Here is a 25,667-nt window from a genome sequence, read left to right as displayed (position 1 = left end):
GTAAGTATTTTTACTGTAAATAACCATAGACAGAACCTATATCACCAGCGATGCTTGCCCCAATTCTCTGGATTTGCCCAGTAGTCAGCATTGAGCCAGTTTGGTAGTTTTTTATAATCATATAAATTGAACTGCCAAAGTGTCGCTGATACTGTGGATGAGGTGATTGATTCAACTTGATTAGCACCCAAGGATGGCTCGCTTAAAATATCAAACGGTGTAAATCCATAAGGTTTTAGATCTATCGAGCTATCAAGAGCAACCAATAGATGTGCTGCATATAGATCACGATAGCGCATGAGCGCAGGAATATATTGTTGTAATGTCTCATGGGACAGGGAAGGTAGCCAAAAACAGACAAGCTCATAACGCTTAGGTAGATGCTGTTTGGTAAGTTCTGATAAAGTCGATATATGCCACGATTGGACTGGCACATTGCTGTTATCTGGTAAAGTCTCTAGCTGTGTTTGCAGCGCTGATAATTCTGTTTTGTCATGTGCAACCCATAACAGCTCAGTGGTATCATCAGTCTGACCCCTCGTTGTTTGTGCCTGCTCATCCATTGAGGCGTCAAATGAGCTACCAAGTGATGGCATAAGGGCATCGACATAGTCTCTAAGCAAAGGTAGAGTGATCTTTGAGGTTTTGGCAGTATGTGTTGTCATATCATGGGCCGTTTATTGAAGGTGGGTCATTAGTGTGTTTATTAAATCATTTTAAGCGACATTATCCAATTGATAACTCGCGTCCATTTGTTTATTTGATTTTTAGATCAACGCTCGCTATGAATTATGCGAGTAAGCATAGCTGCACAGAAAAGGCGCGTATTATCTGTAAATGATAACTCAGTTATCTCAATGTCTACACTTGAAATTTAAGGGTTTAGGTCAATCTAGCTATCAGGCTAGTAAAAATAGTCAGACTAGCGATAATAGGATGACAGTCCCTTATTAATAAGCAATATCAAGCAATGAATTTATGCCATCAACTCAAGTATAAGCCTGATATAAACAAGATTGTTTATAAATAACAGATCGTAAATGACAGTTTGCAAACGTCAGGCAGCTACAACAGTGTGAGCTTGAATGCGATACGTATTTTAAAAAAAGCAATAACAACAGTATTAATATCAACCATCTATATCATTAATAATAGGAAATCATATGTCCACTGCTGAAACTGATGCTCAAATTATCAATCCTGATATGCCTGATGTACCACCGCATGCGCCTAGCAAAATTAACTTAAAAGATTATCAGAAGCCAAGTTTCGATGTTGAGACGGTTCATCTAGACATTAAGCTATTTGAAGACCATGCACTAGTAAACAGTACACTTGAAATGACGCGCCAGACCATAGGAGATCTTGTTTTATTTGGTGAGTCGTTAGAGCTATTAGCCCTTATTATGAATGGTAACGAGCTAACAACTGATCACTACAGCCAAGAAGACGGTAAGCTGATGATTCATGATGCCCCTGATGAGGTTACCTTAGATATTCAGGTGCGTATCTGCCCGCAGACCAATACCGCGCTAGAAGGTCTGTATATGGCGGGTAGCGATGATGACACCATGTTCGTGACCCAATGCGAACCAGAAGGCTTTCGCAAGATTACTTTTTATCCTGATCGTCCTGACGTGCTGGCGATATTTACCACTCGACTGGAGGCAGATAAGCGCTATCCAACCTTACTGGCCAATGGCAACTTAGTTGAAGCAGGCGAAGTCACTGATGCGCCAGAGCGTCATTATGCAATCTGGCAGGATCCCACCAACAAGCCAAGTTATTTGTTTGCTTGCGTCATCGCTGATTTGGATGTGCTGACAGATTCTTATACGACGAGTGAAGGTCGAGAAGTCTTACTAGAAGTGTATGCAAAATCTGCCGATATCGATAAATGTGATGTTGGTATGCAAGCGCTAAAAGACTCTATGAAGTGGGATGAGGTTAATTATGGGCGCGCCTATGATTTAGACCGCTATATGATCGTTGCCGTCAGTCAGTTCAACATGGGTGCAATGGAGAATAAGGGACTTAATATCTTTAACACGGCTTGTGTATTATCTAGTCCTGAAACCACCACCGACGCACGCAGCTTTAGTGTGAAAGCTATTATCGCCCATGAGTATTTTCATAACTGGACAGGTAACCGAATCACTTGCCGTGACTGGTTTCAGCTGTGTTTAAAGGAAGGCTTTACGGTTTACCGTGATCAGTCATTTTCAGCGGATCAGCAGTCAAGCGCTGTGCAGCGTATCGATGATGTAGCCACACTGCGTGCGCATCAGTTTGCTGAGGATGCAGGCCCATTAGCCCATCCGGTACGTCCAGAGAGCTTCGTTGAGATCAATAATTTTTATACAACGACTGTCTACGAAAAAGGTGCTGAAATTGTACGTATGATCGCAAACACATTAGGACCAGACGATTTTCGTACAGGGACAGACGAGTATTTCCGCCGTTATGATGGGCAAGCCGTAACTGTTGAAGACTTTTTGTCCGCACTTAGCATCACTAATGAAAAAGTCGAAGACTTCATCGATTGGTACCGCCAACCTGGTACGCCAGTATTATCAGGTCATCAAACCTATGATAGTACCGCACAGACGCTGACCATCACTTTGAACCAGCAGACACGTCGTGTTAGTGGCTTTGATGCGCCAAAACCACTGCCGATACCTGTAGCAACGGCACTGTTTGACAAAGATACTGGCAGTATTGTTGCTGAGCGTATGCTGCTGCTTGACCAAGCAACGCAAACCTTTGTGTTTGATAATATGACAAGCGAGCCAGTGGTTTCTTTGTTGCGTGATTTTAGCGCACCAGTACAGCTCAATTATGATTATCAAGATGAAGACTTAGCATTTTTGCTCAAGCATGAAACCAATGGGTTCAATCGCTGGCAAGTGACTCAGATGCTAGTCAATCGTATTTTGCTGCAAGGAAAAGGTGAAAAAAGCACCCCTGATGTGTATCTAGAGGCATTGGAGCAGTCGTTGCCTGTCTTGGCAGCTGATGATGAAATGTTGGCGGCAAGGCTACTTGATATTCCCTCAGCACAGGAGCTGGCTTCTGCTATCTCTAAGGATTACAATCCAGCGTTAGTCAAAGAGCAGCGTGATGGACTATATCAACAAGTAGCAGACAGACTCAAAGACCAGTGGGCAGTCTTGTATAATAATCTGCCAATGCAGTCTTATGAAGACAGTGCTAAATCTCGTGGTATCCGAGCTTTGCGTAACGTTGTACTTGATATGGGACTGACTGCTAATGTTGACGGTTCAGCAGACTGGGCACAGCAACAATACGATCATGCCAGCTGTATGACTGAGCGCTTTGGTGCACTCAAGGCAATGGTCAATCATCAATTGGCACATGCAGATCATTATCTCGCTGATTTCTACCAGCGTTTTCAAGAAAACGATCTGGTTATCGACTTGTGGTTTAGCGTGCAAGCCGCTGCTGACAGTGTGACGCCTGACGTGGTCAAGTCGCTACTTACACATACAGATTTTGATTGGAATACACCTAACCGCGTTCGTTCAGTCATTAGTGCCTTTAGCTCGCAACCAACAGTACTATGGACGGCAGAAGGTCTAAAAATGTATACCGATGTTATCAAACAGTTAGATGACGCCAACCCTGTATTGGCATCGCGTTTGCTACAAGTACTAGCACGTTGGAATACATTGGCTGAGCCACATCGTCAAATGGCACATGAACAGCTACTAGACCTACAAAAGAATGTATCATCTAAGCATGTGACTGAGAGTTTAGACAGTGTACTGGGCGCGGCAGACGATTGATTGTGAACCGTAATGCAACGATACAGTCTATGATATAAAAGCAAAGCCAATCCTGAAATGGGGTTGGCTTTGTTTGATTGAGAACTATAGGGCATGTCCCTAATTAAAATGTTTATAACTAAATGGGCTAAAAATGGCTAAATCTTGCCACACGGTGTCAAATAGCTGGTCAATATCTCGATATTCTCTGCGCTATTTTCCTTGTTTGTCTGCGATTTATCTCATTTTCATCACCATTTTTAAAATAGGAACACGCTCTAGTTATTTTTCATTGCTCATTAAGTGTTTTAGAGTTTCAAAATAGCATGTCATAAAGAAAGCCCGTTTGGCACTTGATTATTAGTGCCAAACGGGCTTTTTGTTTTACCAGATAGTTTTTGCTAGACAGTAGGTTATTCTTAAAACCGATTAGCGGTTTGGTAGGACGTCTTTTACCATATCATGTAGGCTACGCAACGCGGTAACCGTGCTGTCCCAATCTAGGCAACCATCAGTGATAGATTTGCCATACTCAAGTTGACTCAAGTCAGCAGTTAGCTTTTGATTGCCGCCTTTTAGATGGCTTTCGATCATCATACCGATAATTGACTTATTGCCGTTTTGAATCTGCTCAGCAACGTTGTTGATGACCATCGGCTGTAGGTACGGATCTTTACCTGAGTTGGCATGGCTCGAGTCAATCATGATCTTACTGTTGGTTTTGCCTTTGGCCAGCTCGTTTTCAACTTGAGCAACTGCAGTTTCATCATAGTTAGGCTTACCGTTACCACCGCGTAGTACCACATGTGCGTAAGGGTTACCTTTCGATTTGATGATAGAGACTTTGCCATCTGAAGACAGACCCAAGAAACTATGTCCTTCTTTAACGGCTTGCATCGCGTTGACAGCAACCGTCATGCCACCATCAGTACCGTTTTTGAAGCCCACTGGACAAGATAGGCCTGAGCTCATCTCACGGTGTGTTTGGCTTTCGGTAGTACGGGCGCCAATTGCCGACCAGCTGATCAAATCCTGCATGTACTGCGGGGTGTTTGGATCAAGTGCTTCAGTGGCGCAAGGAAGCCCTTTTTCGTTGAGATCAAGCAGTAGCTTACGTGCAGTGCGCAATCCTTTTTCGATATCAAAGCTGTCGTTCATATCAGGGTCATTAATCATGCCTTTCCAGCCAACCGTAGTACGGGGCTTCTCAAAATAGACACGCATGACTACAAATACGCTGTCTTCGATCTCTTTTGCCAATACGGCTAAGCGATCAGCATATTCATGTGCCGCCTTGATATCATGGATAGAGCAAGGTCCAATGACCACAAACAATCGTTTGTCTTTGCCGTCCAAGATGTTTTGGATAGTGTTTCGACCGTTTAGGACGGTTTTATAGGCTTCATCTGATAGAGGTAGCTCAGTTTTTAGCTCAGCGGGCGTAATCAAAGGAATAAATTTTTCAATATTCACGTCGTCAATATCTGCATTATGGGTAACTGATGTTGTCATGGTTATATATCGTCTAGCTGATTTATAGGAATATTCATTATGCGGACAAAATGTTTGGTTGACAAGGGTAGTCAGGCAGTTAATTGACTGATAACTGGAATGAGGAATCTAAAACTTAGTTATACTTCCATGCATTTAGGGTGTGTTTTCCAAAATGAGATACGTCTTAGCATTGTATTTAAAACTGCAAATGCACGTTTGGGATTTATTTTTTCTATCTATTAATAACGACTAATCTAAATTTGTACGGTCGATACTCAGATTTTATAGCTTAGGTTTCAGAAATGGAGTCTCATAGCTTAGGTTCTATAAATTGGGTTTCACGTGCGAGTTTAGCTATTTTTATCATCGTCACGTATGATAGCGACATCAGCGGTAGGTGGCTAAAATGTTACTTTAGAGATATGGTAGACAGACCTGCACATCATCTGTGAATACTTATCACTGATTTGTGGCGTTATATTTTATAATAGCGGTTTATTTTTATTCTTTAATACTGAGAGCTTGTCATGACAGATTCTGCTACGTCTCATTCACATACTGATTTAGTCAGCCAGACAGAGGCGGACTCTCAAAGACCGAACAGACACCTCGCACCGCTAGTCATAGGTATCGTGGCAGGCGAAGTGTCTGGAGATAGCTTGGGTGCAGATTTCATGCAGCAGATGAACAATCTACGTGATGATATCGTCTGGGTTGGTGTTGGTGGTCCCAAAATGCAAGCGCAAGGGCTGCAGAGTATTTTCCCATTAGAGCGTCTTGCGGTGATGGGACTGGTTGAAGTCATGTCACAGCTACCAGATTTGCTCAAAGCGCGCCGCGAGCTACTGAGCGCATTTGGGGTGGCTAGTATTGATTGGTTTGTTGGTATCGATGCGCCAGACTTCAATCTACGGGTATCCAAAAAGCTCAAGCCGCAAGGCGTGTTCTGTGTACAGTATGTCAGCCCTTCTATTTGGGCATGGCGTGAGTCACGTATCCACAATATCAAAGCAGCGACCAATCTGGTGTTGTGCTTGTTTCCATTTGAGCTACCAGTTTACGAGCGTCATAACCATCCGGCGATCTGCGTGGGTCATCCATTGTTACGAACTATCGATCAGATATTGATAGACACACCAATCAATCAGCGCCGCAGTGAGCTCGTTTGGCACAATGATGGCTTACAGCAGTTTTTTATTGAACGGTTTGATGATGTGAGTCAGCTTGTTTGTGTGATGCCAGGTTCTCGGCGCGGTGAGATTACGGCTATTTTGCCCTTAATGCTTGATGGTATTCAAAAGTTAATACTGCTAGATCCTAAGCTGTGCTTTATCATTCCGACAGTGGATCAAAACCATCAGTATATTGTCCAAGAGGTTATAGATCAACGCTCAGAGCAGCTACGAGAAGCTATTGTGGTCGTTTATGACGACACCCAACCAGAATTTAGCCAGCAGGCCATGGCAGCTTCAGATATTGTGATGCTAGCATCTGGAACAGCAACGTTGGAGGCAATGTTGCTTGAACGACCGATGGTGGTGGTGTATCAATTAAATAAGCTGACCTATCAGATTGCCAAACGTTTGGTAAAGGTGCCTTATGTGGCATTGCCGAATATACTTGCTGGTGCGCCAATTGTGCCTGAGCTTATACAAGAGCAGGCAAGCGGTGACAATATTTGCCGTACCGTGATGCGTCTACTGCAGCCACGTGCCTATGCTGAACAACTAAAGGATTTACTAGCGACAAAACAGTCATTACAGCAGCAAAGTAACCATGAACCAGCAAATAGTGTGATTGAGCAGTGGTTTATGCAAAATACTAAGACGATCAATCCTACCTAAACAAGAAAGACTTTTTAACATGATGCCCATTCAGAACAGTACAGATCAACATAGTACGGATCAACACAGTATAGAAAACTCAATTCAGACAGTTGATATCAAGATCGAAAATATCGATGTCAAAGGTCAGTATATTCAACTGGTAGCACCCATACATTTATATGGGCAGATGAATACTTCGGAGCTCCTCACTCACTATTTCACCAATGATAAAGAAGCTAAGCAGACAGTACTACAAATTGGTGTCGATGAAGCAGGGCGTGGACCATTACTGGGGAGCGTTAATGTTGCTGCTACAATACTGCCGCCGATGTGGTCAGGACTGATTGAGGAGCAGCCACTCAAAGAAACTCCACTGTCAATACTAACAGACTCAAAAAAATTGAGTGAAAAAAAGCGAGATATCCTCTATCCGCTGGTCAAACAGCATGCCACAGGGTATGTCATCGCTGACATACCAGCGGCAGTCATCGATCAGGTAAATATATTGCAGGCAACCATGCTTGGTATGCGGCTGTGTACGGAGACGTTATTAAAAATAGTTTTTAGAAGTATTTTAGCGGCCACAGTCGCTGAAGACGCATTGCCTAATAACGTAAAGATTGAGGTGCTGTTCGATGGCAATCGTTGCCCTGATCTGAACCCCGCTATATTTGACGAATTAGATATGACGCTATCTGGCGTTGATTGCCAAGCGTGGGTGAAGGGCGATGCGCGCCATACGAGTATTGCCGCCGCCAGTATATTAGCAAAGGTGAGCCGTGATGAGGCCATGTACATCCTTGATGCGCAATATCCAGAGTATGGTATTGCCAAACACAAGGGTTACCCAACGCGCGCGCACATGGAAGCAATTGACAGATACGGTGTGCTATCAGCACATAGACGTAGTTTCGCACCAGTACGAAAGTCGTTAGAAAGTAGATAAATGCAGAACAGCGAGCATTTTAATCATCACGAATGTACCGAAATCCCATAACAATCAAGCGACATATATTATGAATTAATAGACTGTTTTTTAAAAATAATGAGCAAAAGTCCATAAAGTATATTACAATATATTCGTACCAATATAAAAACCTGTAAAATCAATAACTAAGCTTTGGTTTAATTTTTTATTTCCACTATGATTTATATACATAACTATTTTATAGGATAAAAGATGACAGCTCATATCCCTCAAAAGAACCTCGCTTCAGTACTATTTTTAACAGTGTTTTTAACGGCTTGTGGTGGCGGCGGCGGTGGAGACTCCGATAGCAGCTCTGTACCTAATGATCCACCGAGTGAAACACAAGAAGATATCGTATCAGAACCAATTACTTCAGTACCTATCACAGCGTCGCCCGATGAAGAGGAAGAGTCAGCCGGAGATGTACCAGACAATACAAATAAGGAACCCGTAGACAACAACGCACGAGCAGCATTAAGTGCTAATAATCAATTCAGTCTGGCCAGAACCAGCTGTGGTCTAAATGGTCTCTCTGGTGATACAAAACTGGACGATATTGCGATTCAGCATGCAAACTATATCAAATATGTATTTGCTAATAGCACACCAACCAGCTTCAATGCCCATGTCGAAAATGAAATCAGTGATATTGCTAGCGTCACAGGTGACAACAATCCATTCTTTGGTGGCCTAGACTTCTCAGATAGATTGTTAAATGCAAACTACAGTAATGCACAATATGGTGCGACAGAAAATATCGCTCAATCTGTCTATTACAGCTCAGCAGGTAATTTCTTGAGTGTAGATATGGTGGCAACCTCAATGGCAAAATCATTGCTAGCCGCACCGTATCATCTGCGTTCTTTGATGCTGCCAACATCGAGTCTGATCGGCACAGGGATGGTGACTTACAAACCTAATGCCAAAAATCCAACCCTTAATCAAGGCTATGTCTTAGTAAGCCATGCCTCAGCGACAAGAGCGACAAGAGCTAGGTCCGTATCAGGTGTCTTTACTTATCCATGCGAAGGGGTGACTGGTACAGTAACTGCGCTATATAATGAGTCGCCAAACCCTGTTAGAGGAACTGGTCGCAATTTGCGTACTGATCCTATCGGACAACCCGTTTATATCAGTATGCCATCAGCAGATAAAATCAAAGTCAGTAACATCAAGTTCCGTGATACTCAGCGTAATACTGATGTACCGATTCAGTTGATTGATTTTGACAATGATCCGTACAGCAATACCAACTACGAGCTACCAGAGAACGAAGCTTTTATATTACCGTTGACCGATGCACTCAAAAGCTGTGAAGTCAAACGTCGTGCGGACCAGAGTCAACAATGTGGTCTTTATGGTAATACAAAGTATCAAGTGAGCTTTGATATATTGGTTGACAACCAAGCTTCTGAAACCCAATCATTTACGTTTACCACAGGTCAAGTAAATTACTAGTAGGTAAACTAAAACACCAGTTCGGCTATTGAGACGATAGGGTAAGAATAAGGGCTGAAACAGATAACTGGTTCAGCCCTTATTTTGTAAAACACCTTTGACTATCATTGAGCGTGTTATACAACTAATCATTAGCAGTTTTGACTTTAGAACGAGGAGTCTGGCTGTTGCAAAAAGGCTTTTTCATCATTGGTTGAGTCGCGTCCTAACGCCTCGTTACGATGCGGATAGCGCCCAAATTGATCAATAATTTCTTTGTGGCGATACTCAAAGTCCAATGCGGTTGGATCATTCAACTGCTGAAATAGCGGCAGATAACGGTCATGAATCAGTGCTGATTCAGAATGCATAAATGGAATGATGATGAATCTGCGCCACTGCATCGGCAGCGTATCAAAGTAGGGCTGCTGAACCGCTTCTTGTGCCAGTACTATTGCCATACCGTCTTGAGCAAAAGCGTTCGCTTGACCGCGGTATAGGTTGCGTGAAAACTGATCCAACACGATAATCTCTGCTAATCGTCCTGCCAGCGCCGTAACCGAGCTATTACCGTCCAGTGAAGACTCCGCAATACGCCAAGTGACGCATTCACCTTGCACGGCTGCCTGCCAAGTACTACTGAATTTATCCGCTATCTGTTTATCAAAATGATCGTTTTGTTCAAACCAACAGGCTTCATTGTCTTCATTAAACCAAAAATCCAACACTGCACGTGCCTCAGGATCGAGATGAGTCAAATCTATGTCTTTTGGGTCTAGTTGAGAAGAATGAGATCGGCTGGCAGAGGTGGAATAATCGGTTGAGAGTGCCATAAGATATTCTAATTATGATGAATTTAGTCTACTATAGCGCAAATATTTATATCTGTCTGTCAAGATACCAACAGCAGAGTGTCTATTAGGTAATCTATTATGAATGCAAAAAATCTAGAAAATTCTACCAACACAACACTACCACCAACTCCATATTATGTGCTCGATGAAGCGGCCATCATCGCCAATATGAAAATCATCGCGCGTCTGTGTGAGTTGTCTGGAGCCAAGGCATTACTAGCGTTGAAATGTTTTGCTACATGGGGCGTGTTCGATGTGATGCAGCCTTATCTGCATGGTACGACCTCATCGTCGCTCAATGAAGTCAGGTTGGGATATGAAACCTTTGGTAATAATACCGAGGCGGGTAGCCAAGATAAAAAAGAAACACATGCCTATAGCGTTGCCTATAGTGCAGATGAACTGCCAGAAGTATTGAGATACGCTGACAAGATTATCTTTAACTCAATCTCTCAGCTCAATGCTTTTAAAGACCAAGCAGCGGCGCAAAGTATTCCAGTCGGTTTACGACTAAATCCTAAGACCAGCAACTCATCGTTTTTGATTGCTGACCCTGCGCGTCCATTTAGCCGCCTTGGTGAGCATAACAAAGACAAAATTGCAGCGGTGCTTGGTGATATCACTGGCGTTATGATTCATAACAATTGTGAAAACGACAGCTTTGACGCTTTTAGTGAGAGTTTGGCTGATATTGAAAACAGATTCGGTGATGTATTAGCACAGCTTGAGTGGGTGAGCTTGGGCGGTGGCATTCACTTTATCGCGCCTGATTATCCACTAGAAAAGCTCGCTGACAGATTAAAAGCATTTAGCGAAACGTATGGCGTACAAGTCTATCTTGAGCCGGGTGAAGCAAGTATCCATGGTGCGGGTACGCTGGTTACTACTGTCCTAGATACGATGCATAATCAAAAAAACTTAGCCGTCGTTGATGCCTCTATCGAAGCACATATGCTTGATTTACTGATTTACCGTGAGTCAGCACCGATTGCTGCGATCAATAATGCTACTGCTGATATCGCACCTATTGGTAATCCAGCGGAAGCTGCACCGTCTGAAGCTAATGCTGAGTCAGCAGACCATACGATTATCTATGGTCGTTCCTGCTTGGCAGGCGATATCTTTGGTGAGTATGCATTACCAAGTAACTTACAGATAGGGGATGAGATTGCCTTTGGCAATGCCGCAGGCTATACGATGGTGAAGAAAAACTGGTTCAATGGGGTCAACATGCCTGCAATTGTGATTCGTCGTTTGGACGGTCGTATCGATATCCAGCGTGAGTTTGATTACCAAGACTACAAAGCCAGCCTGTCTTAGGAGTTAGTTTTTTAAACAATGCTATTGTCGGTTTGTGATATTTTTAAGTATTAAAAAACAAAGACTTAGTTTGCATTAGTGAGTATTTTAGTATCTCTGCTTTTTATGCATATTTTTTACCGATAAGGGAATAAAAATTGTTATAATCGCCTCGGGCAAATACTGGAGTGGTATTTGCCCGACGGGTGCGTGGGTTTTCCTCGGTCTTCCTTTTTAATTCACGCATATCATTCACTCGTTTCTGTTTTGCATAGCCGCGATCAACGGTATCGACAGGGACACAAAGGAGGATTGTTCATTGAACACAAACCAACAAGCCACATCTAACAAAAAAGACGTACTCATCATCGGAGCAGGCGGTGTCGCTCAAGTGGTCGCGCATAAGTGTGCGATGCATAACGATGTGCTTGGCGAGATCCATATCGCCTCACGTACCAAAGACAAATGCGATGCCATCGCGCAGAGCGTAAAAGAAAAAGACAGCTTTAAACAAGCTGCAGTCTTGCATACGCATCAGGTCGATGCGATGGACAGCCAAGCACTTGTGCAGCTGATACAAGACACAAAAATACAAATACTCATCAATGTTGGCTCAGCATTTATCAATATGACCGTTCTAGAGGCTTGTATCGAAACAGGCACGGCATATATAGATACGGCAATTCACGAAGATCCACGTAAGATTTGTGAGACACCGCCGTGGTACAACAACTACGAGTGGCAACGCAAACAGCGCTGTGCAGACAACAATATCACTGCTATTTTAGGTGCAGGGTTTGATCCTGGTATGGTCAATGCGTATGCGCGTCTGGGCTATGACATGATGGATGCAGGTTCAGTGACTGATATCGACATCATCGATATTAACGCGGGCAGCCATGGCAAATACTTTGCGACCAACTTTGATCCTGAGATCAACTTCCGTGAGTTCACAGGTACCGTTTACTCTTGGCAAGACAGCAAGTGGCAGTCCAACAAGATGTTTGAAGTCAAACGTACGGATGACCTACCAGTTGTAGGCGTGCAAAACAGCTATCTGAGTGGTCATGATGAAGTTCATTCATTGTCAGCGAATTTAGATGTACCAAACATCCGTTTTTGGATGGGTTTTGGTGAGCACTATATCAACGTATTCACCGTGCTACAGAGCCTAGGACTACTGTCTGAGCAGCCAGTAATGACAGCTGAAGGTCAAGAAGTGGTACCGCTAAAAGTCGTGAAGGCCGTACTACCAGATCCAAGCTCTCTTGCGCCAAACTATACAGGTAACACTTGTATTGGTGATAAAGTCAAAGGCAAGATCAACGGCGTTGAGACTGAAGTATTTATCTATAACGTCTCAGATCACAAAGACGCTTACAACGAAGTGGGTAGCCAAGGTATCTCTTATACCGCAGGCGTACCACCTGTTGCTGCTGCGATGCTAGTGGCAACTGGTGAATGGGATGCAGGCACGATGGTCAACGTCGAAGAGCTAGATGCCAAGCCATTTATCAATCTACTAAACAAGATTGGTCTACCAACGCGTATCAAAGATAGCGAAGGTGATAGAGCGCTAGAGTTTGATATTTAATTAGCAAGCGTTATTTAGAAAAGCCTATCTTTTATAGATAGGCTTTTTTGTGTCTCATGTTTACTGTCATTCGTTAGGATTATATTCTCTCAATGCCGCAATACGGTCATCCAATGTTGGGTGTGAGCGGAATAGATTCGCAATACTAAATCCCTGCGTTTGTCCTGATGAGATCGCGAATGCTTTCATACTCTCAGGCATTTGATCTGGTCGCTGTGCAGAGGGACGCAACGCATCAAGCGCACTGATCATTTTTTCGCGGCTGGCAAGTTTTGCCCCCATTTGATCCGCACGGAATTCACGTAAGCGTGAGAACCACATCACGATGGCAGACGCCAAAAACCCAAGCAAAATATCCATCGCAATACTGGTGATAAAGTAACCGATACCTGGGCGATCACTAGTGTTTTTGAACACAGTACGGTCCACGAAGCTACCGATAATGCGCGCAAAGAACATCACAAACGCATTTACCACCCCTTGAATAAGGGCAAGGGTTACCATATCACCGTTAGCCACATGACCAATCTCATGCGCCAATACTGCTTCGACTTCATCTTGATTCATATTCTGTAGTAGACCAGACGAAACCGCCACCAGCGCTTTATTCTTATTCCAGCCAGTTGTAAACGCGTTTGGCTGCGAATTGTTAAAAATACCAACCTCAGGCATGCCAATATTTACGGCTTGCGCTTGTTTTGCCACTGTATCGACCAGCCATTGCTCAGTTGGGTTACGTGCGGATTCTATTACCACCGTACCCGTGGATTTTTTGGCCATCCATTTTGACAGAAATAGCGAAATCATCGAGCCGACCATACCGTAGATACCGCACATAACAGCAAGACTGACATAGTTTAGCCCACCTGCCGTGTACACACCGCCAATCCCAAAAAATCTGGATAGTATCCCAAACACAATACTAAAGACCACGATCACGGCCAAGTTGGTTAATAAAAACAATCCAATGCGCATCATGAGGCTGATTTCCTATATGTAGTAGTATCTGTAGGGCCTCGGTAGACAGTTATCTAAGAGGTTTGTTTGCTATGATAGATGTTACTGGGGTTTTGTGTGTCATACTATTTCAATATTGTCAAAATGCTAAAATAATCATGTTGTCCAGCTATAGCGAGAATTTTTGAGATAATTAGCGAGCTAGGTATATTAGCTCGTTGCCAAGACTGGTTAGCTACAGTACAACATCACCAAAAGTCTTGCCTATCGATCTAAGTATTAAGTTTTGGTCAGATTTTCTTATTTCGATTTCTCCAAAGATAATGATGACCAAGATTAATCTTTAAAAATTATAAAAATGAGAACATCCCATGCAACTAGAAATAAATATTATAGACGCCTTCACTGACACTTTGTTTAAAGGCAATTCCGCTGCAGTTATTGTGACAGATAAATGGTTAGATGATGCTCTGATGCAGTCTATTGCGCTTGAAAATAACTTGTCTGAAACGGCTTTTATTGTTCCTGATGATAACGGTGTTTATCATATTCGTTGGTTTTCACCATTGACCGAAATTGACTTCTGTGGTCATGCGACCTTAGCCTCTGCTTACATGCTGTTTAAGAAAAGCCCGAACGTAAAGGTTATTCAATTTTCAGCAAAAGCAGTTGGTATATTTACCATCGAACAGACCGAAGATCGTAAGATACAAATGGATTTTCCTAGTAGAATGCCTGAAAAAATTGATAATATTCCTGATAGCTTATTGGCAGGTCTATCCATTGCTCCTGCTGAGGTCTATCGCAATGCTCAAGCCTATTTTGTCATCTATGACTCTGAAACTGATGTATTGAATGTCGTGCGTGATAATGAGACATTGAAGCACCTAGCGCCTTATGATGTGGTGGTAACTTGTCAGGCAACCTCAGAAAAGTATCATGATTATGATTTTGTCTCTAGATACTTTTGGCCAGCAAATGGCGGTGATGAAGACCCCGTGACTGGTTCGATTCATACTGGGCTTGCACCTTTATGGGCAGAGCGCTTAGGTAAAAGCGAATTGATTGCCTATCAAGCATCCAGTCGCGGCGGCGTGCTTGACTGTACTGTGGTAGGGGATAGAGTGCTTATTTCTGGCAATGCCGTACCTTATTTGACTGGATTTATCACCGTTGAGGAGTAGATACGTTTGACAGAACTGAAGACCGTTGGACTGTTTGCGCTGACCGCATTGGCTGAGATTGCAGGGTGTTATTTGCCTTATCTATGGCTGCGAGAAGGCAGGTCAATCTGGCTGCTGATACCTGGCGCGCTGAGTTTGGTCGCTTTTGTTTGGCTGCTGTCGTTACATCCGACCGCTGCAGGTAGGGTTTATGCAGCCTATGGCGGTGTATATATTTTTATGGCAATACTATGGTTATGGGCTGTTGATGGTATTCGTCCGACTTCATGGGACATAATAGGTGCTGTGGTCGCGTTACTTGGCATGGCGATCATTATGTTTGCACCGCGTAGTGCCTAGGGCATGTCTGCAATTCAATCGATGGTCATCTAAATGGGCTAAAAATGGCTAAATTTTGCCAAACCGCGTCAAATAGCGGGTTAATATCTCGATATTATCGACACTATTTTCCTTGTTTGACGGCAATTTATCTCATTTTTATGACCATTTTTAAAATGAAGACGCGCCCTAATTAGCAAATAGCAGATAATAAAAAACGGTTCGTCAAATGATTAGATTTGATGAACCGTTCCATATGATTAGTATCTATATATAAAATTAGTGCTTGCCTAGGATACTGCTACTATTGCCGTCTTTCTTAGCTTGTTTGGCGGCTTTCTTTTCTTTAGCTGTTAAAAGCGGCTTCTTTTTGACGTTCTTTTTACTGTCTTGACCTTTGCTCATGGTAACTCCTTTGTAGATAACGCATACTCACCTTAAGCCAATGAAGCTGACTTAAGGTGAGTATGGTTACGATTAAAATAGTCGCTTATTGAATCGAGTATAGGCTTAAGTACTAGTAATAGATAGCACTCGCACAATTCGCCTACGATTCATTTCTTTTGCTTTTTCTCTTAGCCAAATCATTGTTTTAGCCAAGCCATGCGCCAACTGATTCGTTCAATTAATCATGGTATTCATAAGTGCTTACTTACGGATACATGGCGATTTGCTATAATAAGGCATAAACCGATTAATCAATGCGGCAAACTCTTATTTATTAACATTTAGCACCATCGTGCTCACTGTTTTGGTCACCCTATTATGCGTATACGTAAACTGTTTAAATTCGAAAATGCTCATATCGTTCGCAACTGTAGCTCTGAGCGTTGCAAACACTCCATTCATGGTCATAGCTATCAGATTGAGCTGATTTTAGAGGCTAGTCGTTTAGACCATGGGCAAATGGTTTATGATTTTGGTCTACTAAAATCTTCGATCAAAGACATTATCGACAGCTTTGATCATGCGATTTGCTTTTGGAATAAAGACGATCCTGAGTATGTTGCAGCGTGTAAGAAGTTTAGTGCGCGCTGGATTAGCCTACCAGTATCTCCATCGGCAGAGCAGTTCTCACGTGTGATTTTCTTTTGGGCGCAAGAAATACTGCGTCAGACGCAAATGCAAAATGGTGAAGCAGATGTCAGTGTTTATTCAGTGATTGCTCACGAGACGGCGACGGGTTACGCGCAGTGTTTTGCTGATGATGTGGCAAACGAGCAAATGGGTAAACTAGTTCTAGAGGATTTTGAATTTAGTGAGCAAGTTCGTGCTGAATGGAGTGACTCTGATTTGTATACCAAGCTGATTCGTGGTGAGAGTTTTACCAACCCGACAGTGACTATGCAGGTACAGACAGGGCAGGTACAGACAGAGCAAGCACAGGCAGGTTTAGCCTGATGGGTAATGATCAATCAATAGAAAATAGTGACACTGTGCAAACGCTGATACTGAACTCTGAGCAAGATACACAGGTATTGGCCAAGCAACTGGCAGCATTGCCATTAACGGGTAGTGTATGGCTGGCAGGGGATTTAGGTGCTGGTAAAACCACCTTAACTCGCTATTGGTTACAGGCGCTCGGTCATACTGGTGCCGTAAAGAGCCCGACCTATACCTTGGTTGAGCCTTATAGTATCGAGCAAAATAATGGTACAACGAAACCTGTCTATCATGCAGACTTATATCGTCTCCAAGATCCAGAAGAGCTTTCTTTTATTGGCTTTGACGAATATTTAGACGAGCCTGAAGCATTAGTTATTATTGAATGGGCAAGCCGCGCTGATGGCTATCTACCATTGCCAACCTTATATATCGATATGACGCAAGATGAAAGCGATGGTACTGAAAATGACGCCCGTCAAGTGATACTGCGGTTATCGAAGACAAGACAAGCACAAGGTATAGATTTAACAAACTTGCAAATCTGAACAGTGCTTACCAATGCGCTCCAAACTTTCCAAAACATGACAGTCAATAATGCCAGATAGCCATTCCTATACCCGTATTAAAAAACTATCACCGCTGCTCATTAACCAACTAGCAGCAGGTGAGGTCGTAACGCGTCCAGCCGCAGTAGTCAAAGAGCTGCTCGAAAACGCCATTGATGCAGGCGCGACCAATATTGACGTGAGTATCACCCAAGGCGGTATGGGTACGATAGAAGTGGTAGATAATGGCACAGGTATACATCCTGACGATATGGTCATGGCTATCACGCGTCATGCTACTAGCAAAGTCGCTGATGTTGCCAACTTGCACGGTATTACAACACTAGGTTTTCGCGGCGAAGCACTGGCGGCAATGGCTGCTGTCTCTCGTTTAAGTTTGACGAGTAGCCATGATGATAGTGGCATTGGTCGTCAATTACAGGTCGCTGGCGTGCTGGATGATACGCCAAAACTGACACCAGTCGTCCACAATCGTGGTACAACCATTGTCGTAAAAGACCTATATTTTAATGTACCTGCCCGCCGTGGTAATCTAAAATCCATTGCTACTGAGTTCGGTCATATTGAGACGATTGTTCGCGACGTTGCACTAGCACGAGCTGATGTTGCGCTAACACTATGTCATGATAATAAAAAACGGCTATCGCTCTCTGCAAGCAATCATAGTAGTAGTGATAATAAACGTTTGCCACTATCACGTTTAGAGCAAGCCACTGGTATGGCGCTAACGGATAATGCGCTTAACATAACAATAGATTTATCGAGCCTTATACAACAGCCTGTAGCGTACGATAATACGGCGACAAATCAAGCCTCGATTAGCGGCTGGCTGTGGCCGATGCACCATGAGCAAACGGCTCTGCCGAAGCTGATTTATGTGAATGGTAGGTTGGTAAAAGAAGCGTTGATTAGCAACCAAATGCGTCAACTGGCTCAAAGTGCCCAGTTGGCAGGTGTGGGTTACGCGCTTTATTTGGAATTGCCAACCCAGTGGCTAAATATCAATGTTCATCCATCAAAACAGCGCATCAAAATAAGCCCACTTAATAACATTATGGCGCATTTGAGCCATACGATTCGCACTCAGCTAAAAACGATTGATACAGACAAGGTTACATCTGCGCCTACGACTAATACTGATGATGCTGCTGAAGAGGTCTGCTCAGAGCTACCATCAGAACTACCAGATAGTGATTTTTTTATGGGTGGCTCACTTACAGGTCGCTCGTCTGAAATGTTCACATCGAGTACGCAGCCTACAGATACTCACAGACGTCGCCCGCAAGTACAGTCTGTTAGGCAGTCCTATCAGGCAGACCCAACAAGATCAAATCCAATAGAAACGTCATCTCAAAAATCAATACATTCTCACATTAGTGATTCAACAGATCAAAATAATAGTGACGCTCCACATTATTCTGCTGAAATGAAACCGCGCGCATCTTCATTACCAGTTTGCTTAGATATCGTGACTGGTTTGGGTAACGTGGTAACCGCTACGTCTATTAACTCGAACATAGATGACAGTACATTGCCTTGGTGGCTATTTTACAACCAAGGTCAGTGTCTACTAGTAAATGTCAAAGACTGGCAGTCCAAGGTGAATCAATTATTTGAATCGCAATTACTCAATGGCAAGGCATTTAATAAAAATCAGATGCCAAACAGCGCTAGCAATATCAATCAACAACTCAATGAGATCAACTCTCAAATGTCTGCACAGGACTCTATAATGTTTGTGACCGATCTCACTGAGATACTGCAAAATAGTGCGATCAAAGTCATAGACAGCAGCCGTCTAGTAGCGTTGATGCTATCTTCAAAATCATAGCTGTTGAACTGACCTTTATTTTTGCCACCCTCACCTGACCAAAGGCAACGCCATGCACTCTTCGTCTGATATCGTATCTCAAAACTTGCCAGATAACAGTGTGGTGTGTCTAATGGCACCAACCGCTAGTGGCAAAACCGCATTGGCATATGAGTTGTACGATACGGGGCGTTATGAGCTGATATCGGTAGATTCAGCACTCATATACCGTGACATGAACATCGGTACGGCCAAGCCAACAGCGGCTGAGCTGGTACGCTATCCCCACCATTTAGTTGACATCATTGATCCTACACAAAGCTATAGCGTTGCTGAATTTGTCACTGATGTGGCTCGTCTTATTGATGAGTGTCATGAGCGCAAAAAGATACCGCTATTAGTAGGCGGTACTATGATGTATTACATGGCATTACTCGATGGATTGTCTCCAGTGCCTGATAGTGATGATAGTGTACGTGCGCGCGTCGAACAATGGCGCCAGCAAGAGGGAATTGCGGCACTGTATGACTATCTGGGTAGCATTGACTCGCTAAGTTATGAGCGTTTGAACGCCACTGATACCCAGCGTATTACCCGCGCGATTGAAGTCTATTTGCAGACAAATAAGCCGATAAGTGAGTGGCAGCAACAGCCAAAACAAGCGCTGGCACATAATCCAGCTCAGCAATGGTATGCGTTATCGGTTATGCCTGACCGTCCATGGCTGCACGCACGTATCGAACAACGTCTAAATATTATGTGGAATGATGGGTTGGTGACTGAAGTCATCGGCTTACTTGAGAAGTATTCATTGACACCTAACATGCCGTCGATGCGCTGCGTCGGCTATCGACAAGTATTAGAGTATTTGGTTCGCATTGATCATGAGATATTCGATAAACCGCACTTAGATAAAGCTCAGTTTTATGACGCTTTTAGAGCGCATAATAGTCTAACCGAAGATAACAAATCACAACATGGCATTGTACAATCAACTACTCAGTTAACGCCAATCAGTTGTGAGACTGAGGCACTTGCTTGTCAGGAAATGCAAAATAAGGCATTATATGCTACGAGGCAGCTGGCCAAGCGTCAGTACACATGGTTACGAAAAGTCATGCAGTTGCCTAACGCTTCGTTAGATAACGTGGTAGATTTTGACCCCACTACCGAACCTGTTGGTAGTAATATGGTATTACAAACATTTGCCACAATGGCGCAAGCGAGAGATTATCTATACAAATAACTATATATAAACTTTTTGAACATTAATTTGTTGTGTAGGCGTCATCATATATACAAGTTGCCGCTATAACGAATACCGCGTATGTATAAGAAAGTAATCACAATTAGTTTCAAAAACTCGCATAGATAGCTGTTATACTTTAAATTGGCTGAAAATGAAGCAAGAGACGATGTTTCTATGCCGAATTTCTACGCCAACAATCATTATTGATTGACTTTTGTGGATAAAAATAATTAATGAAACAAGTAGTTACTTAATTATTTACAATAACAATGTATTCGCGATAAAGTGGAATAACTTAAGAACAACGAATATTGATTTAGATACGTTTTACAAAGAAAAAATACCATTGTATCTACCTTTTAGCCATTATAATTAAATTGACACTTAGAATAATTGGCATCTAAAACATAACTATATAATATTTAGGAGAGATTTCATGTCAAAAGGACAAACTTTACAAGATCCATTCTTGAACTCACTGCGCAAAGATCGCATTCCTGTTTCTATTTTTTTGGTCAATGGCATCAAGCTGCAAGGTCAAATTGAATCATTCGATCAATATGTTGTACTTCTAAAAAACACAGTCAGCCAAATGGTCTATAAACACGCCATCTCAACAGTGGTACCAGCACGTAATCCACGTAGCAGTACGACTACTGGCTCTACTACACAGCCTCAAAGCACGGCACCAGCTGGTTATCAGGGCGGTGGATTTGAACGTGGTAGCAATTCTACTGGTGGATTTGACGAGCGCGGTTTTGCCTCTAATCGTAGTGGGTTCAACCGTGGTGGTTTTAGCCAAGGCCAAGAACGTGGTTTTGAACGTGGCAGCTTTGGTCAAGGTCAGGAGCGCGGTTTTGAGCGCGGCGGCTTTGGTCAGGATCGTGGTTTCGATGCATCAGCAGACAACACAGGCTTTGAAAATAAGCCAGACGATGGAACAAACGACAGCAACAGCTAAATAGCCATATGATCTTGGTGTGCTGCTTAAAATATACTATCAAGCTATAATTTATCCATTTAAGACCTGCTATGATAGTGGGTTTTTTTTGTATCAATAGCTGTATAGCCATCAGAAAAAGTAAGCTGTGACCTTATTATAAATCTTGTAGATCATTATTAATATGAAACATAGTATAGTAAAATACTATACTGATTCACCATAAAAATAGAGCAGATTCATGAGTGATACTAAAAATAATTTGACCCATGAGCAATTCATTACTACTGCTATCGAAGCGATCAATACCGAGATATCCGCATTGGCGTTACTGACAGAGCAGATCGATGATCGGTTTGCACAAGCATGCGATATTATTTTGGCTTGCCAGGGTCGCGTTGTAGTCACTGGCATGGGTAAGTCAGGATTGATTGGACGCAAAATAGCAGCGACTTTTGCATCGACGGGTACGCCTTCTTTTTTCATGCATCCTGGTGAAGCGGGGCATGGCGATTTGGGTATGCTCGTAAAAGGTGATGTGCTGCTTGCTATTTCAAACTCTGGTGAGTCTGATGAGATCAAAATGCTTTTGCCAGTGGTCAAGCACCTTGACATACCTCTAATCAGTATCAGTCGTGATAAACGCGGTATGTTACCACGAGCCGCTGATATTGTGTTGACGCTTGGTCAATCACAGGAAGCTTGTCCGCTTAACCTTGCACCTACGTCGAGTACGACCGCTACCTTAGCACTTGGCGATGCTCTAGCGGTCGCTTTGGTACATGCGCGAAATTTCACGTCTGAGGACTTTGCACTGTCGCATCCAGCTGGTGCCCTAGGTCGTCAGCTATTGACGCGCGTCGAAGACTTGATGCACACCAAATCAGAAGACCTACCGCTGATCGATCAGCAAGCACCATTACAGCAAGCGCTATTTACGATGTCTGCTGGACGATTAGGTATGACAGTAGTGACTGATGACAGTGATAAAGTTGTTGGCGTATTCACTGATGGTGATTTACGCCGCGGGTTAGAAAAAGGCATTGATCTACAAACACCTATGCATGAAGTGATGGTCAGCAGCCCACGCCGTGCTAACAAGAGCATGCGTGCATCAGATGCTTTGAGCGTCATGAATGAAAACGGTATCAGTCAATTATTGATCATCGATGATGAAGACCATTTAGAAGCAATTATTACCGTACATGATTTATTACAAGCTGGTGTTAAATAATATTATCGATCGTCGATGATGTGATTGATAAGATAAAATACTCAGTAACACAGCCGTTAGGATGAGAAAAGTAATGCAAGACTTAATAAAAAAAGCCGGACAAGTAAAGCTATTGGTTATGGATGTCGATGGAATTTTATCCAATGGACAAATTATCTACGACGCTAATGGTATCGAGACCAAAGCGTTTTCGGTGCATGATGGTGTAGGTGTTAAGTCTCTTGCGCGTTATGGTATCTTGACAGCCATCATTACTGGTCGTAGCAGTGCGATGGTAAATAAACGAGCAGCAGAGATGGGTGTTAATCATGTGGTGCAAGGACGTGATGACAAGCTCGTTGCACTAAACGAGCTGTTATCGTCTCTAGATCCGACGCTTAATATCACCGCTGACGACTGTGCTTATATGGGTGATGACTTACCAGATATCAAAGCGATGCAGACGGTTGGATTTGCTGCGACAGTGCCAAACGCGCATGCAGAAGTTATCAAGCGTAGCCATATGGTGACCACTCGAGCGGGTGGTACTGGTGCAGTACGTGAGATATGTGATCTTATTTTAAAGGGTCATGGACATTATCAAGACTTTATCGCGAGCTATACGCTTGATGAAGCTCAAACTCAGGATAAATAGTCGTGAATACACGTGTTTTAATTGTACTTGCGTTAATTATTGCCGGCATTGCTGGCTGGTTTTTTCAGCAGCAAGGCGACGTAACGCCGCCGGTCAATATTGAGACGACAGATGTCGATTATGAAGCCACTGACATTAAAGCAGTCCAAACGAATGATGAAGGCGAAACTGAGTACGAGCTTACTGCTGAGTCTCTAACTCATAATCCTGAAACTGATCAAGATGAGATGTCAGGTATTACGATGAACTGGGAACCATCAACAGAACAGCGTTATCGTATTCAAGCGGGCACTGCCGCTATCAGTCAACAGACAGGGGAGTTGAGCCTGTCAGGTGGTTTTACATTGGTGAGCGAAGGGGATAAAGGTGCATCCGATATTGAGCCAATAAAGGTGACGGGGACTACGCTAAAAGGCAATACAAAGTCAGGTCAAGTCTATAGTGAAGAACCTGTTCAAATCGAACAAGGCATGAACCGTTTTGAAGCGTCTAGTATGACGGCCAATCTTGAAACGGGCGAGTATGAATTTGGTCAAGTTGCAGTCGCTTTTACACCAGCTGATCGTCAAGACAAAGCACTGTTTTAATCCGTAACCTTTTTATCCATTATGTGAAAATAGCAGCTAGCATGACGTTTGCAATTTCTATCACGAATTATGAAATGAGCCATTATATGAAATCTAAATTTTTGCCTGCTTTACGTGCATCATCACGCTGCTTACACAATTTACGCACCGTGCCAGTAGTCATGTTATTAGCGCTACCGTTGTATAGTCACGCATTGCCATCAGATGCCAACCAACAAATAAAATTGCTAGCGGATAAAGCTACTTATAGTGAGCGTACAGGCGTCACCAGTTATTCAGGTAATGTCATCATTACTCAGGGTACATTTAAGATGACCGCTGATAACATCACAGTTAATCTCTCTCAGCAACGTAGTATCAACTCGGCAGTAGCAACAGGTCGTCCAGCCACTATGCAGCAAGTAGTTACGCAAGAAAAAGGACTGGCTAAAGGCCAAGCCAATAAGATTGATTACAATGCAGTATCTGGCATCATCACGCTGACAGGCAATGCTAAGCTGGTACAAAATGGGGCAAGTTTTGCTGGGAATGTGATTCGTTATAGCTTAAAAGCTGGCGATGTAGAAGCAACTGCTGGTGGTAATCAACGAGTAGAGCTGGTGTTCCCGCCTAACAACAATACGAGCCAAAGCGGCGTACGCTAGTCTATACCAGTATGGTTGTAAGATTAAAATATGAGCAGTCGAAAGAGTCTTTGGCAGTGCTTGAATTTTGTGACAGTAAGAGTGAGCTATGAGCGATAATAAAAATACAAACCCTTCAGCATTGAATACCAATACAGCACCTGTTGCTCGATTGACGATGCAAAATTTAGGCAAACGTTATGGTAAGCGCTGGGTCGTCAAAGATGTCTCGTTTTCTGTTGAGCAGGGTCAAGTTGTTGGGCTATTAGGTCCCAATGGGGCAGGTAAAACCACCAGTTTTTATATGGTGGTGGGACTGGTCAACATGGATAAGGGCCGTGTCACTCTAGGGAAAATGGACTTGTCCAAATATGCTATGCATGAGCGTGCTCGTGCTGGCATTGGATATTTGCCTCAAGAAGCATCGATATTTCGCAAGCTCTCTATCGAAGACAACATATTAGCCATCCTACAAACTCGTACAGAATTGAGTAAAGCTGAGCAGCAGCAGGAGCTTGAAAAACTGATTGGTGAGTTCCACTTAGAACATGTACGTACATCACTGGGAATGAGCGTGTCAGGCGGTGAGCGACGCCGCTGTGAGATTGCTCGTGCACTAGCAGCTGATCCCAAGTTTATCTTATTAGATGAGCCATTTGCAGGTGTAGATCCTATTTCCGTCGGTGATATCAAAGACGTTATCTTAACACTGAAAAACCGTGGTATCGGAGTTTTGATCACTGACCATAATGTTCGTGATACATTGGCCATCTGTGAAAAAGCTTATATCGTTTCAGAGGGTGCGATCATTGCCGAAGGAACATCATCTGAAGTATTGGATAACGATCTGGTAAAATCCGTCTATTTGGGTAAGGACTTTCAAGTATAGTCTAAGAACCTAATATTTTTTCTCATACCTA

Annotated in this window: 23 protein-coding genes; 18 read left to right on the top strand and 5 right to left on the bottom strand. The window is 43.1% G+C overall.

From position 1 onward, the window contains the following. Positions 1 to 41: 41 nt before the first annotated feature. Entirely contained in the window at positions 42 to 665 is a 624-nt protein-coding gene (locus tag AC5JPY_RS02235) for a DUF6231 family protein (RefSeq protein WP_493851947.1), read from the bottom strand. Between the two features lie 498 nt (positions 666 to 1,163). Between AC5JPY_RS02235 and pepN the strand changes: the two genes are divergently transcribed. Then, a complete protein-coding gene (pepN, locus tag AC5JPY_RS02230; protein WP_493851946.1) occupies positions 1,164 to 3,806 on the top strand; it encodes an aminopeptidase N in 2,643 nt (880 codons plus the stop codon). 408 nt (positions 3,807 to 4,214) lie between these two features. Here pepN and AC5JPY_RS02225 read toward each other — a convergent pair whose 3' ends face one another. After that, complete coding sequence (locus AC5JPY_RS02225) at positions 4,215 to 5,297, bottom strand: 3-deoxy-7-phosphoheptulonate synthase (protein WP_319051542.1); 1,083 nt, start codon at positions 5,295 to 5,297, stop codon at positions 4,215 to 4,217. 509 nt (positions 5,298 to 5,806) lie between these two features. Here AC5JPY_RS02225 and lpxB point away from each other — a divergent pair. The 3 genes from lpxB to AC5JPY_RS02210 all read left to right on the top strand — a co-directional run bounded on the left by lpxB (position 5,807) and on the right by AC5JPY_RS02210 (position 9,533). Next, on the top strand, positions 5,807 to 7,123 hold the full coding sequence (gene lpxB, locus AC5JPY_RS02220) for a lipid-A-disaccharide synthase (RefSeq protein WP_493851945.1): 1,317 nt from the start codon (positions 5,807 to 5,809) through the stop codon (positions 7,121 to 7,123). Between the two features lie 19 nt (positions 7,124 to 7,142). Beyond that, positions 7,143 to 8,051, top strand: coding sequence for a ribonuclease HII (rnhB, locus tag AC5JPY_RS02215; RefSeq protein WP_493851944.1), 909 nt, complete (start codon positions 7,143 to 7,145; stop codon positions 8,049 to 8,051). 234 nt (positions 8,052 to 8,285) lie between these two features. Next, positions 8,286 to 9,533 (top strand): CAP domain-containing protein, encoded by a 1,248-nt coding sequence (locus AC5JPY_RS02210; RefSeq protein WP_493851943.1) that lies wholly within the window; start codon positions 8,286 to 8,288, stop codon positions 9,531 to 9,533. Between the two features lie 146 nt (positions 9,534 to 9,679). Here AC5JPY_RS02210 and AC5JPY_RS02205 read toward each other — a convergent pair whose 3' ends face one another. After that, on the bottom strand, positions 9,680 to 10,345 hold the full coding sequence (locus AC5JPY_RS02205; RefSeq protein ID WP_493851942.1) for a DUF924 family protein: 666 nt from the start codon (positions 10,343 to 10,345) through the stop codon (positions 9,680 to 9,682). Positions 10,346 to 10,444: 99 nt separating this feature from the next. On the opposite strand from AC5JPY_RS02205, the gene AC5JPY_RS02200 reads away from it, so the two are divergent. Together AC5JPY_RS02200 and AC5JPY_RS02195 are read left to right on the top strand one after the other, a co-directional pair. Further along, positions 10,445 to 11,686 carry a carboxynorspermidine decarboxylase gene (locus tag AC5JPY_RS02200; protein WP_493851941.1) on the top strand — a complete coding sequence of 414 codons (1,242 nt, stop codon included), beginning with the start codon at positions 10,445 to 10,447 and terminating at the stop codon, positions 11,684 to 11,686. A gap of 298 nt (positions 11,687 to 11,984) precedes the next feature. Next, positions 11,985 to 13,259 (top strand): saccharopine dehydrogenase family protein, encoded by a 1,275-nt coding sequence (locus AC5JPY_RS02195; RefSeq protein ID WP_493851940.1) that lies wholly within the window; start codon positions 11,985 to 11,987, stop codon positions 13,257 to 13,259. A gap of 66 nt (positions 13,260 to 13,325) precedes the next feature. Here AC5JPY_RS02195 and htpX read toward each other — a convergent pair whose 3' ends face one another. Then, positions 13,326 to 14,237 (bottom strand): protease HtpX, encoded by a 912-nt coding sequence (gene htpX, locus AC5JPY_RS02190; RefSeq protein ID WP_493851939.1) that lies wholly within the window; start codon positions 14,235 to 14,237, stop codon positions 13,326 to 13,328. Between the two features lie 350 nt (positions 14,238 to 14,587). Between htpX and AC5JPY_RS02185 the strand changes: the two genes are divergently transcribed. Together AC5JPY_RS02185 and AC5JPY_RS02180 are read left to right on the top strand one after the other, a co-directional pair. Further along, positions 14,588 to 15,400, top strand: coding sequence for a PhzF family phenazine biosynthesis protein (locus tag AC5JPY_RS02185; RefSeq protein ID WP_493851938.1), 813 nt, complete (start codon positions 14,588 to 14,590; stop codon positions 15,398 to 15,400). A 6-nt stretch (positions 15,401 to 15,406) separates the two neighbouring features. Further along, positions 15,407 to 15,739 (top strand): YnfA family protein, encoded by a 333-nt coding sequence (locus AC5JPY_RS02180; RefSeq protein WP_296206718.1) that lies wholly within the window; start codon positions 15,407 to 15,409, stop codon positions 15,737 to 15,739. A 258-nt stretch (positions 15,740 to 15,997) separates the two neighbouring features. Here AC5JPY_RS02180 and AC5JPY_RS02175 read toward each other — a convergent pair whose 3' ends face one another. Then, a complete protein-coding gene (locus tag AC5JPY_RS02175; protein WP_296206717.1) occupies positions 15,998 to 16,123 on the bottom strand; it encodes a hypothetical protein in 126 nt (41 codons plus the stop codon). A gap of 360 nt (positions 16,124 to 16,483) precedes the next feature. Here AC5JPY_RS02175 and AC5JPY_RS02170 point away from each other — a divergent pair, with 360 nt between their 5' ends. From AC5JPY_RS02170 to lptB, 10 genes are all read left to right on the top strand, one after another. Beyond that, a complete protein-coding gene (locus AC5JPY_RS02170; protein WP_493851937.1) occupies positions 16,484 to 17,119 on the top strand; it encodes a 6-pyruvoyl trahydropterin synthase family protein in 636 nt (211 codons plus the stop codon). Beyond that, complete coding sequence (tsaE, locus tag AC5JPY_RS02165; RefSeq protein ID WP_493851936.1) at positions 17,119 to 17,649, top strand: tRNA (adenosine(37)-N6)-threonylcarbamoyltransferase complex ATPase subunit type 1 TsaE; 531 nt, start codon at positions 17,119 to 17,121, stop codon at positions 17,647 to 17,649. Before AC5JPY_RS02170 ends, tsaE begins: the two co-directional genes overlap by 1 nt. A gap of 49 nt (positions 17,650 to 17,698) precedes the next feature. Beyond that, positions 17,699 to 19,501: a DNA mismatch repair endonuclease MutL gene (mutL, locus tag AC5JPY_RS02160; protein ID WP_493851935.1), complete on the top strand. Its 1,803-nt coding sequence runs from the start codon at positions 17,699 to 17,701 to the stop codon at positions 19,499 to 19,501. A gap of 52 nt (positions 19,502 to 19,553) precedes the next feature. Further along, positions 19,554 to 20,726 carry a tRNA (adenosine(37)-N6)-dimethylallyltransferase MiaA gene (miaA, locus tag AC5JPY_RS02155; protein ID WP_493851934.1) on the top strand — a complete coding sequence of 391 codons (1,173 nt, stop codon included), beginning with the start codon at positions 19,554 to 19,556 and terminating at the stop codon, positions 20,724 to 20,726. A 439-nt stretch (positions 20,727 to 21,165) separates the two neighbouring features. Continuing rightward, a complete protein-coding gene (gene hfq / locus AC5JPY_RS02150; RefSeq protein ID WP_493851933.1) occupies positions 21,166 to 21,690 on the top strand; it encodes an RNA chaperone Hfq in 525 nt (174 codons plus the stop codon). A 220-nt stretch (positions 21,691 to 21,910) separates the two neighbouring features. After that, a complete protein-coding gene (locus AC5JPY_RS02145; protein WP_493851932.1) occupies positions 21,911 to 22,903 on the top strand; it encodes a KpsF/GutQ family sugar-phosphate isomerase in 993 nt (330 codons plus the stop codon). Positions 22,904 to 22,976: 73 nt separating this feature from the next. Beyond that, positions 22,977 to 23,537 carry a KdsC family phosphatase gene (locus AC5JPY_RS02140; RefSeq protein WP_493851931.1) on the top strand — a complete coding sequence of 187 codons (561 nt, stop codon included), beginning with the start codon at positions 22,977 to 22,979 and terminating at the stop codon, positions 23,535 to 23,537. A 2-nt stretch (positions 23,538 to 23,539) separates the two neighbouring features. Then, positions 23,540 to 24,124: an LPS export ABC transporter periplasmic protein LptC gene (gene lptC, locus AC5JPY_RS02135; protein ID WP_493851930.1), complete on the top strand. Its 585-nt coding sequence runs from the start codon at positions 23,540 to 23,542 to the stop codon at positions 24,122 to 24,124. A 161-nt stretch (positions 24,125 to 24,285) separates the two neighbouring features. Next, the gene (lptA, locus tag AC5JPY_RS02130; RefSeq protein WP_319051574.1) at positions 24,286 to 24,768 is read left to right on the top strand and encodes a lipopolysaccharide transport periplasmic protein LptA; all 483 of its coding nucleotides are present in this window, start codon (positions 24,286 to 24,288) and stop codon (positions 24,766 to 24,768) included. A gap of 88 nt (positions 24,769 to 24,856) precedes the next feature. Further along, positions 24,857 to 25,636 carry an LPS export ABC transporter ATP-binding protein gene (gene lptB / locus AC5JPY_RS02125; protein WP_493851929.1) on the top strand — a complete coding sequence of 260 codons (780 nt, stop codon included), beginning with the start codon at positions 24,857 to 24,859 and terminating at the stop codon, positions 25,634 to 25,636. Positions 25,637 to 25,667 lie beyond the last annotated feature (31 nt).

The organism is Psychrobacter sp. H27 (assembly GCF_059072655.1).
The sequence above is the reverse complement of the archived record's forward strand: the minus strand, read 5'-3'. Positions and strand labels throughout refer to the sequence as shown.

Coding starts and splice junctions, on each gene's coding strand:
- AC5JPY_RS02235 (WP_493851947.1), bottom strand. CDS start 665: ATGACAACACATACTGCCAAAACCTCAAAGATCACTCTACCTTTGCTT.
- pepN (WP_493851946.1), top strand. CDS start 1,164: ATGTCCACTGCTGAAACTGATGCTCAAATTATCAATCCTGATATGCCT.
- AC5JPY_RS02225 (WP_319051542.1), bottom strand. CDS start 5,297: ATGACAACATCAGTTACCCATAATGCAGATATTGACGACGTGAATATT.
- lpxB (WP_493851945.1), top strand. CDS start 5,807: ATGACAGATTCTGCTACGTCTCATTCACATACTGATTTAGTCAGCCAG.
- rnhB (WP_493851944.1), top strand. CDS start 7,143: ATGATGCCCATTCAGAACAGTACAGATCAACATAGTACGGATCAACAC.
- AC5JPY_RS02210 (WP_493851943.1), top strand. CDS start 8,286: ATGACAGCTCATATCCCTCAAAAGAACCTCGCTTCAGTACTATTTTTA.
- AC5JPY_RS02205 (WP_493851942.1), bottom strand. CDS start 10,345: ATGGCACTCTCAACCGATTATTCCACCTCTGCCAGCCGATCTCATTCT.
- AC5JPY_RS02200 (WP_493851941.1), top strand. CDS start 10,445: ATGAATGCAAAAAATCTAGAAAATTCTACCAACACAACACTACCACCA.
- htpX (WP_493851939.1), bottom strand. CDS start 14,237: ATGATGCGCATTGGATTGTTTTTATTAACCAACTTGGCCGTGATCGTG.
- AC5JPY_RS02185 (WP_493851938.1), top strand. CDS start 14,588: ATGCAACTAGAAATAAATATTATAGACGCCTTCACTGACACTTTGTTT.
- AC5JPY_RS02175 (WP_296206717.1), bottom strand. CDS start 16,123: ATGAGCAAAGGTCAAGACAGTAAAAAGAACGTCAAAAAGAAGCCGCTT.
- AC5JPY_RS02170 (WP_493851937.1), top strand. CDS start 16,484: ATGCGTATACGTAAACTGTTTAAATTCGAAAATGCTCATATCGTTCGC.
- tsaE (WP_493851936.1), top strand. CDS start 17,119: ATGGGTAATGATCAATCAATAGAAAATAGTGACACTGTGCAAACGCTG.
- mutL (WP_493851935.1), top strand. CDS start 17,699: ATGCCAGATAGCCATTCCTATACCCGTATTAAAAAACTATCACCGCTG.
- miaA (WP_493851934.1), top strand. CDS start 19,554: ATGCACTCTTCGTCTGATATCGTATCTCAAAACTTGCCAGATAACAGT.
- hfq (WP_493851933.1), top strand. CDS start 21,166: ATGTCAAAAGGACAAACTTTACAAGATCCATTCTTGAACTCACTGCGC.
- AC5JPY_RS02145 (WP_493851932.1), top strand. CDS start 21,911: ATGAGTGATACTAAAAATAATTTGACCCATGAGCAATTCATTACTACT.
- AC5JPY_RS02140 (WP_493851931.1), top strand. CDS start 22,977: ATGCAAGACTTAATAAAAAAAGCCGGACAAGTAAAGCTATTGGTTATG.
- lptA (WP_319051574.1), top strand. CDS start 24,286: ATGTTATTAGCGCTACCGTTGTATAGTCACGCATTGCCATCAGATGCC.
- lptB (WP_493851929.1), top strand. CDS start 24,857: ATGAGCGATAATAAAAATACAAACCCTTCAGCATTGAATACCAATACA.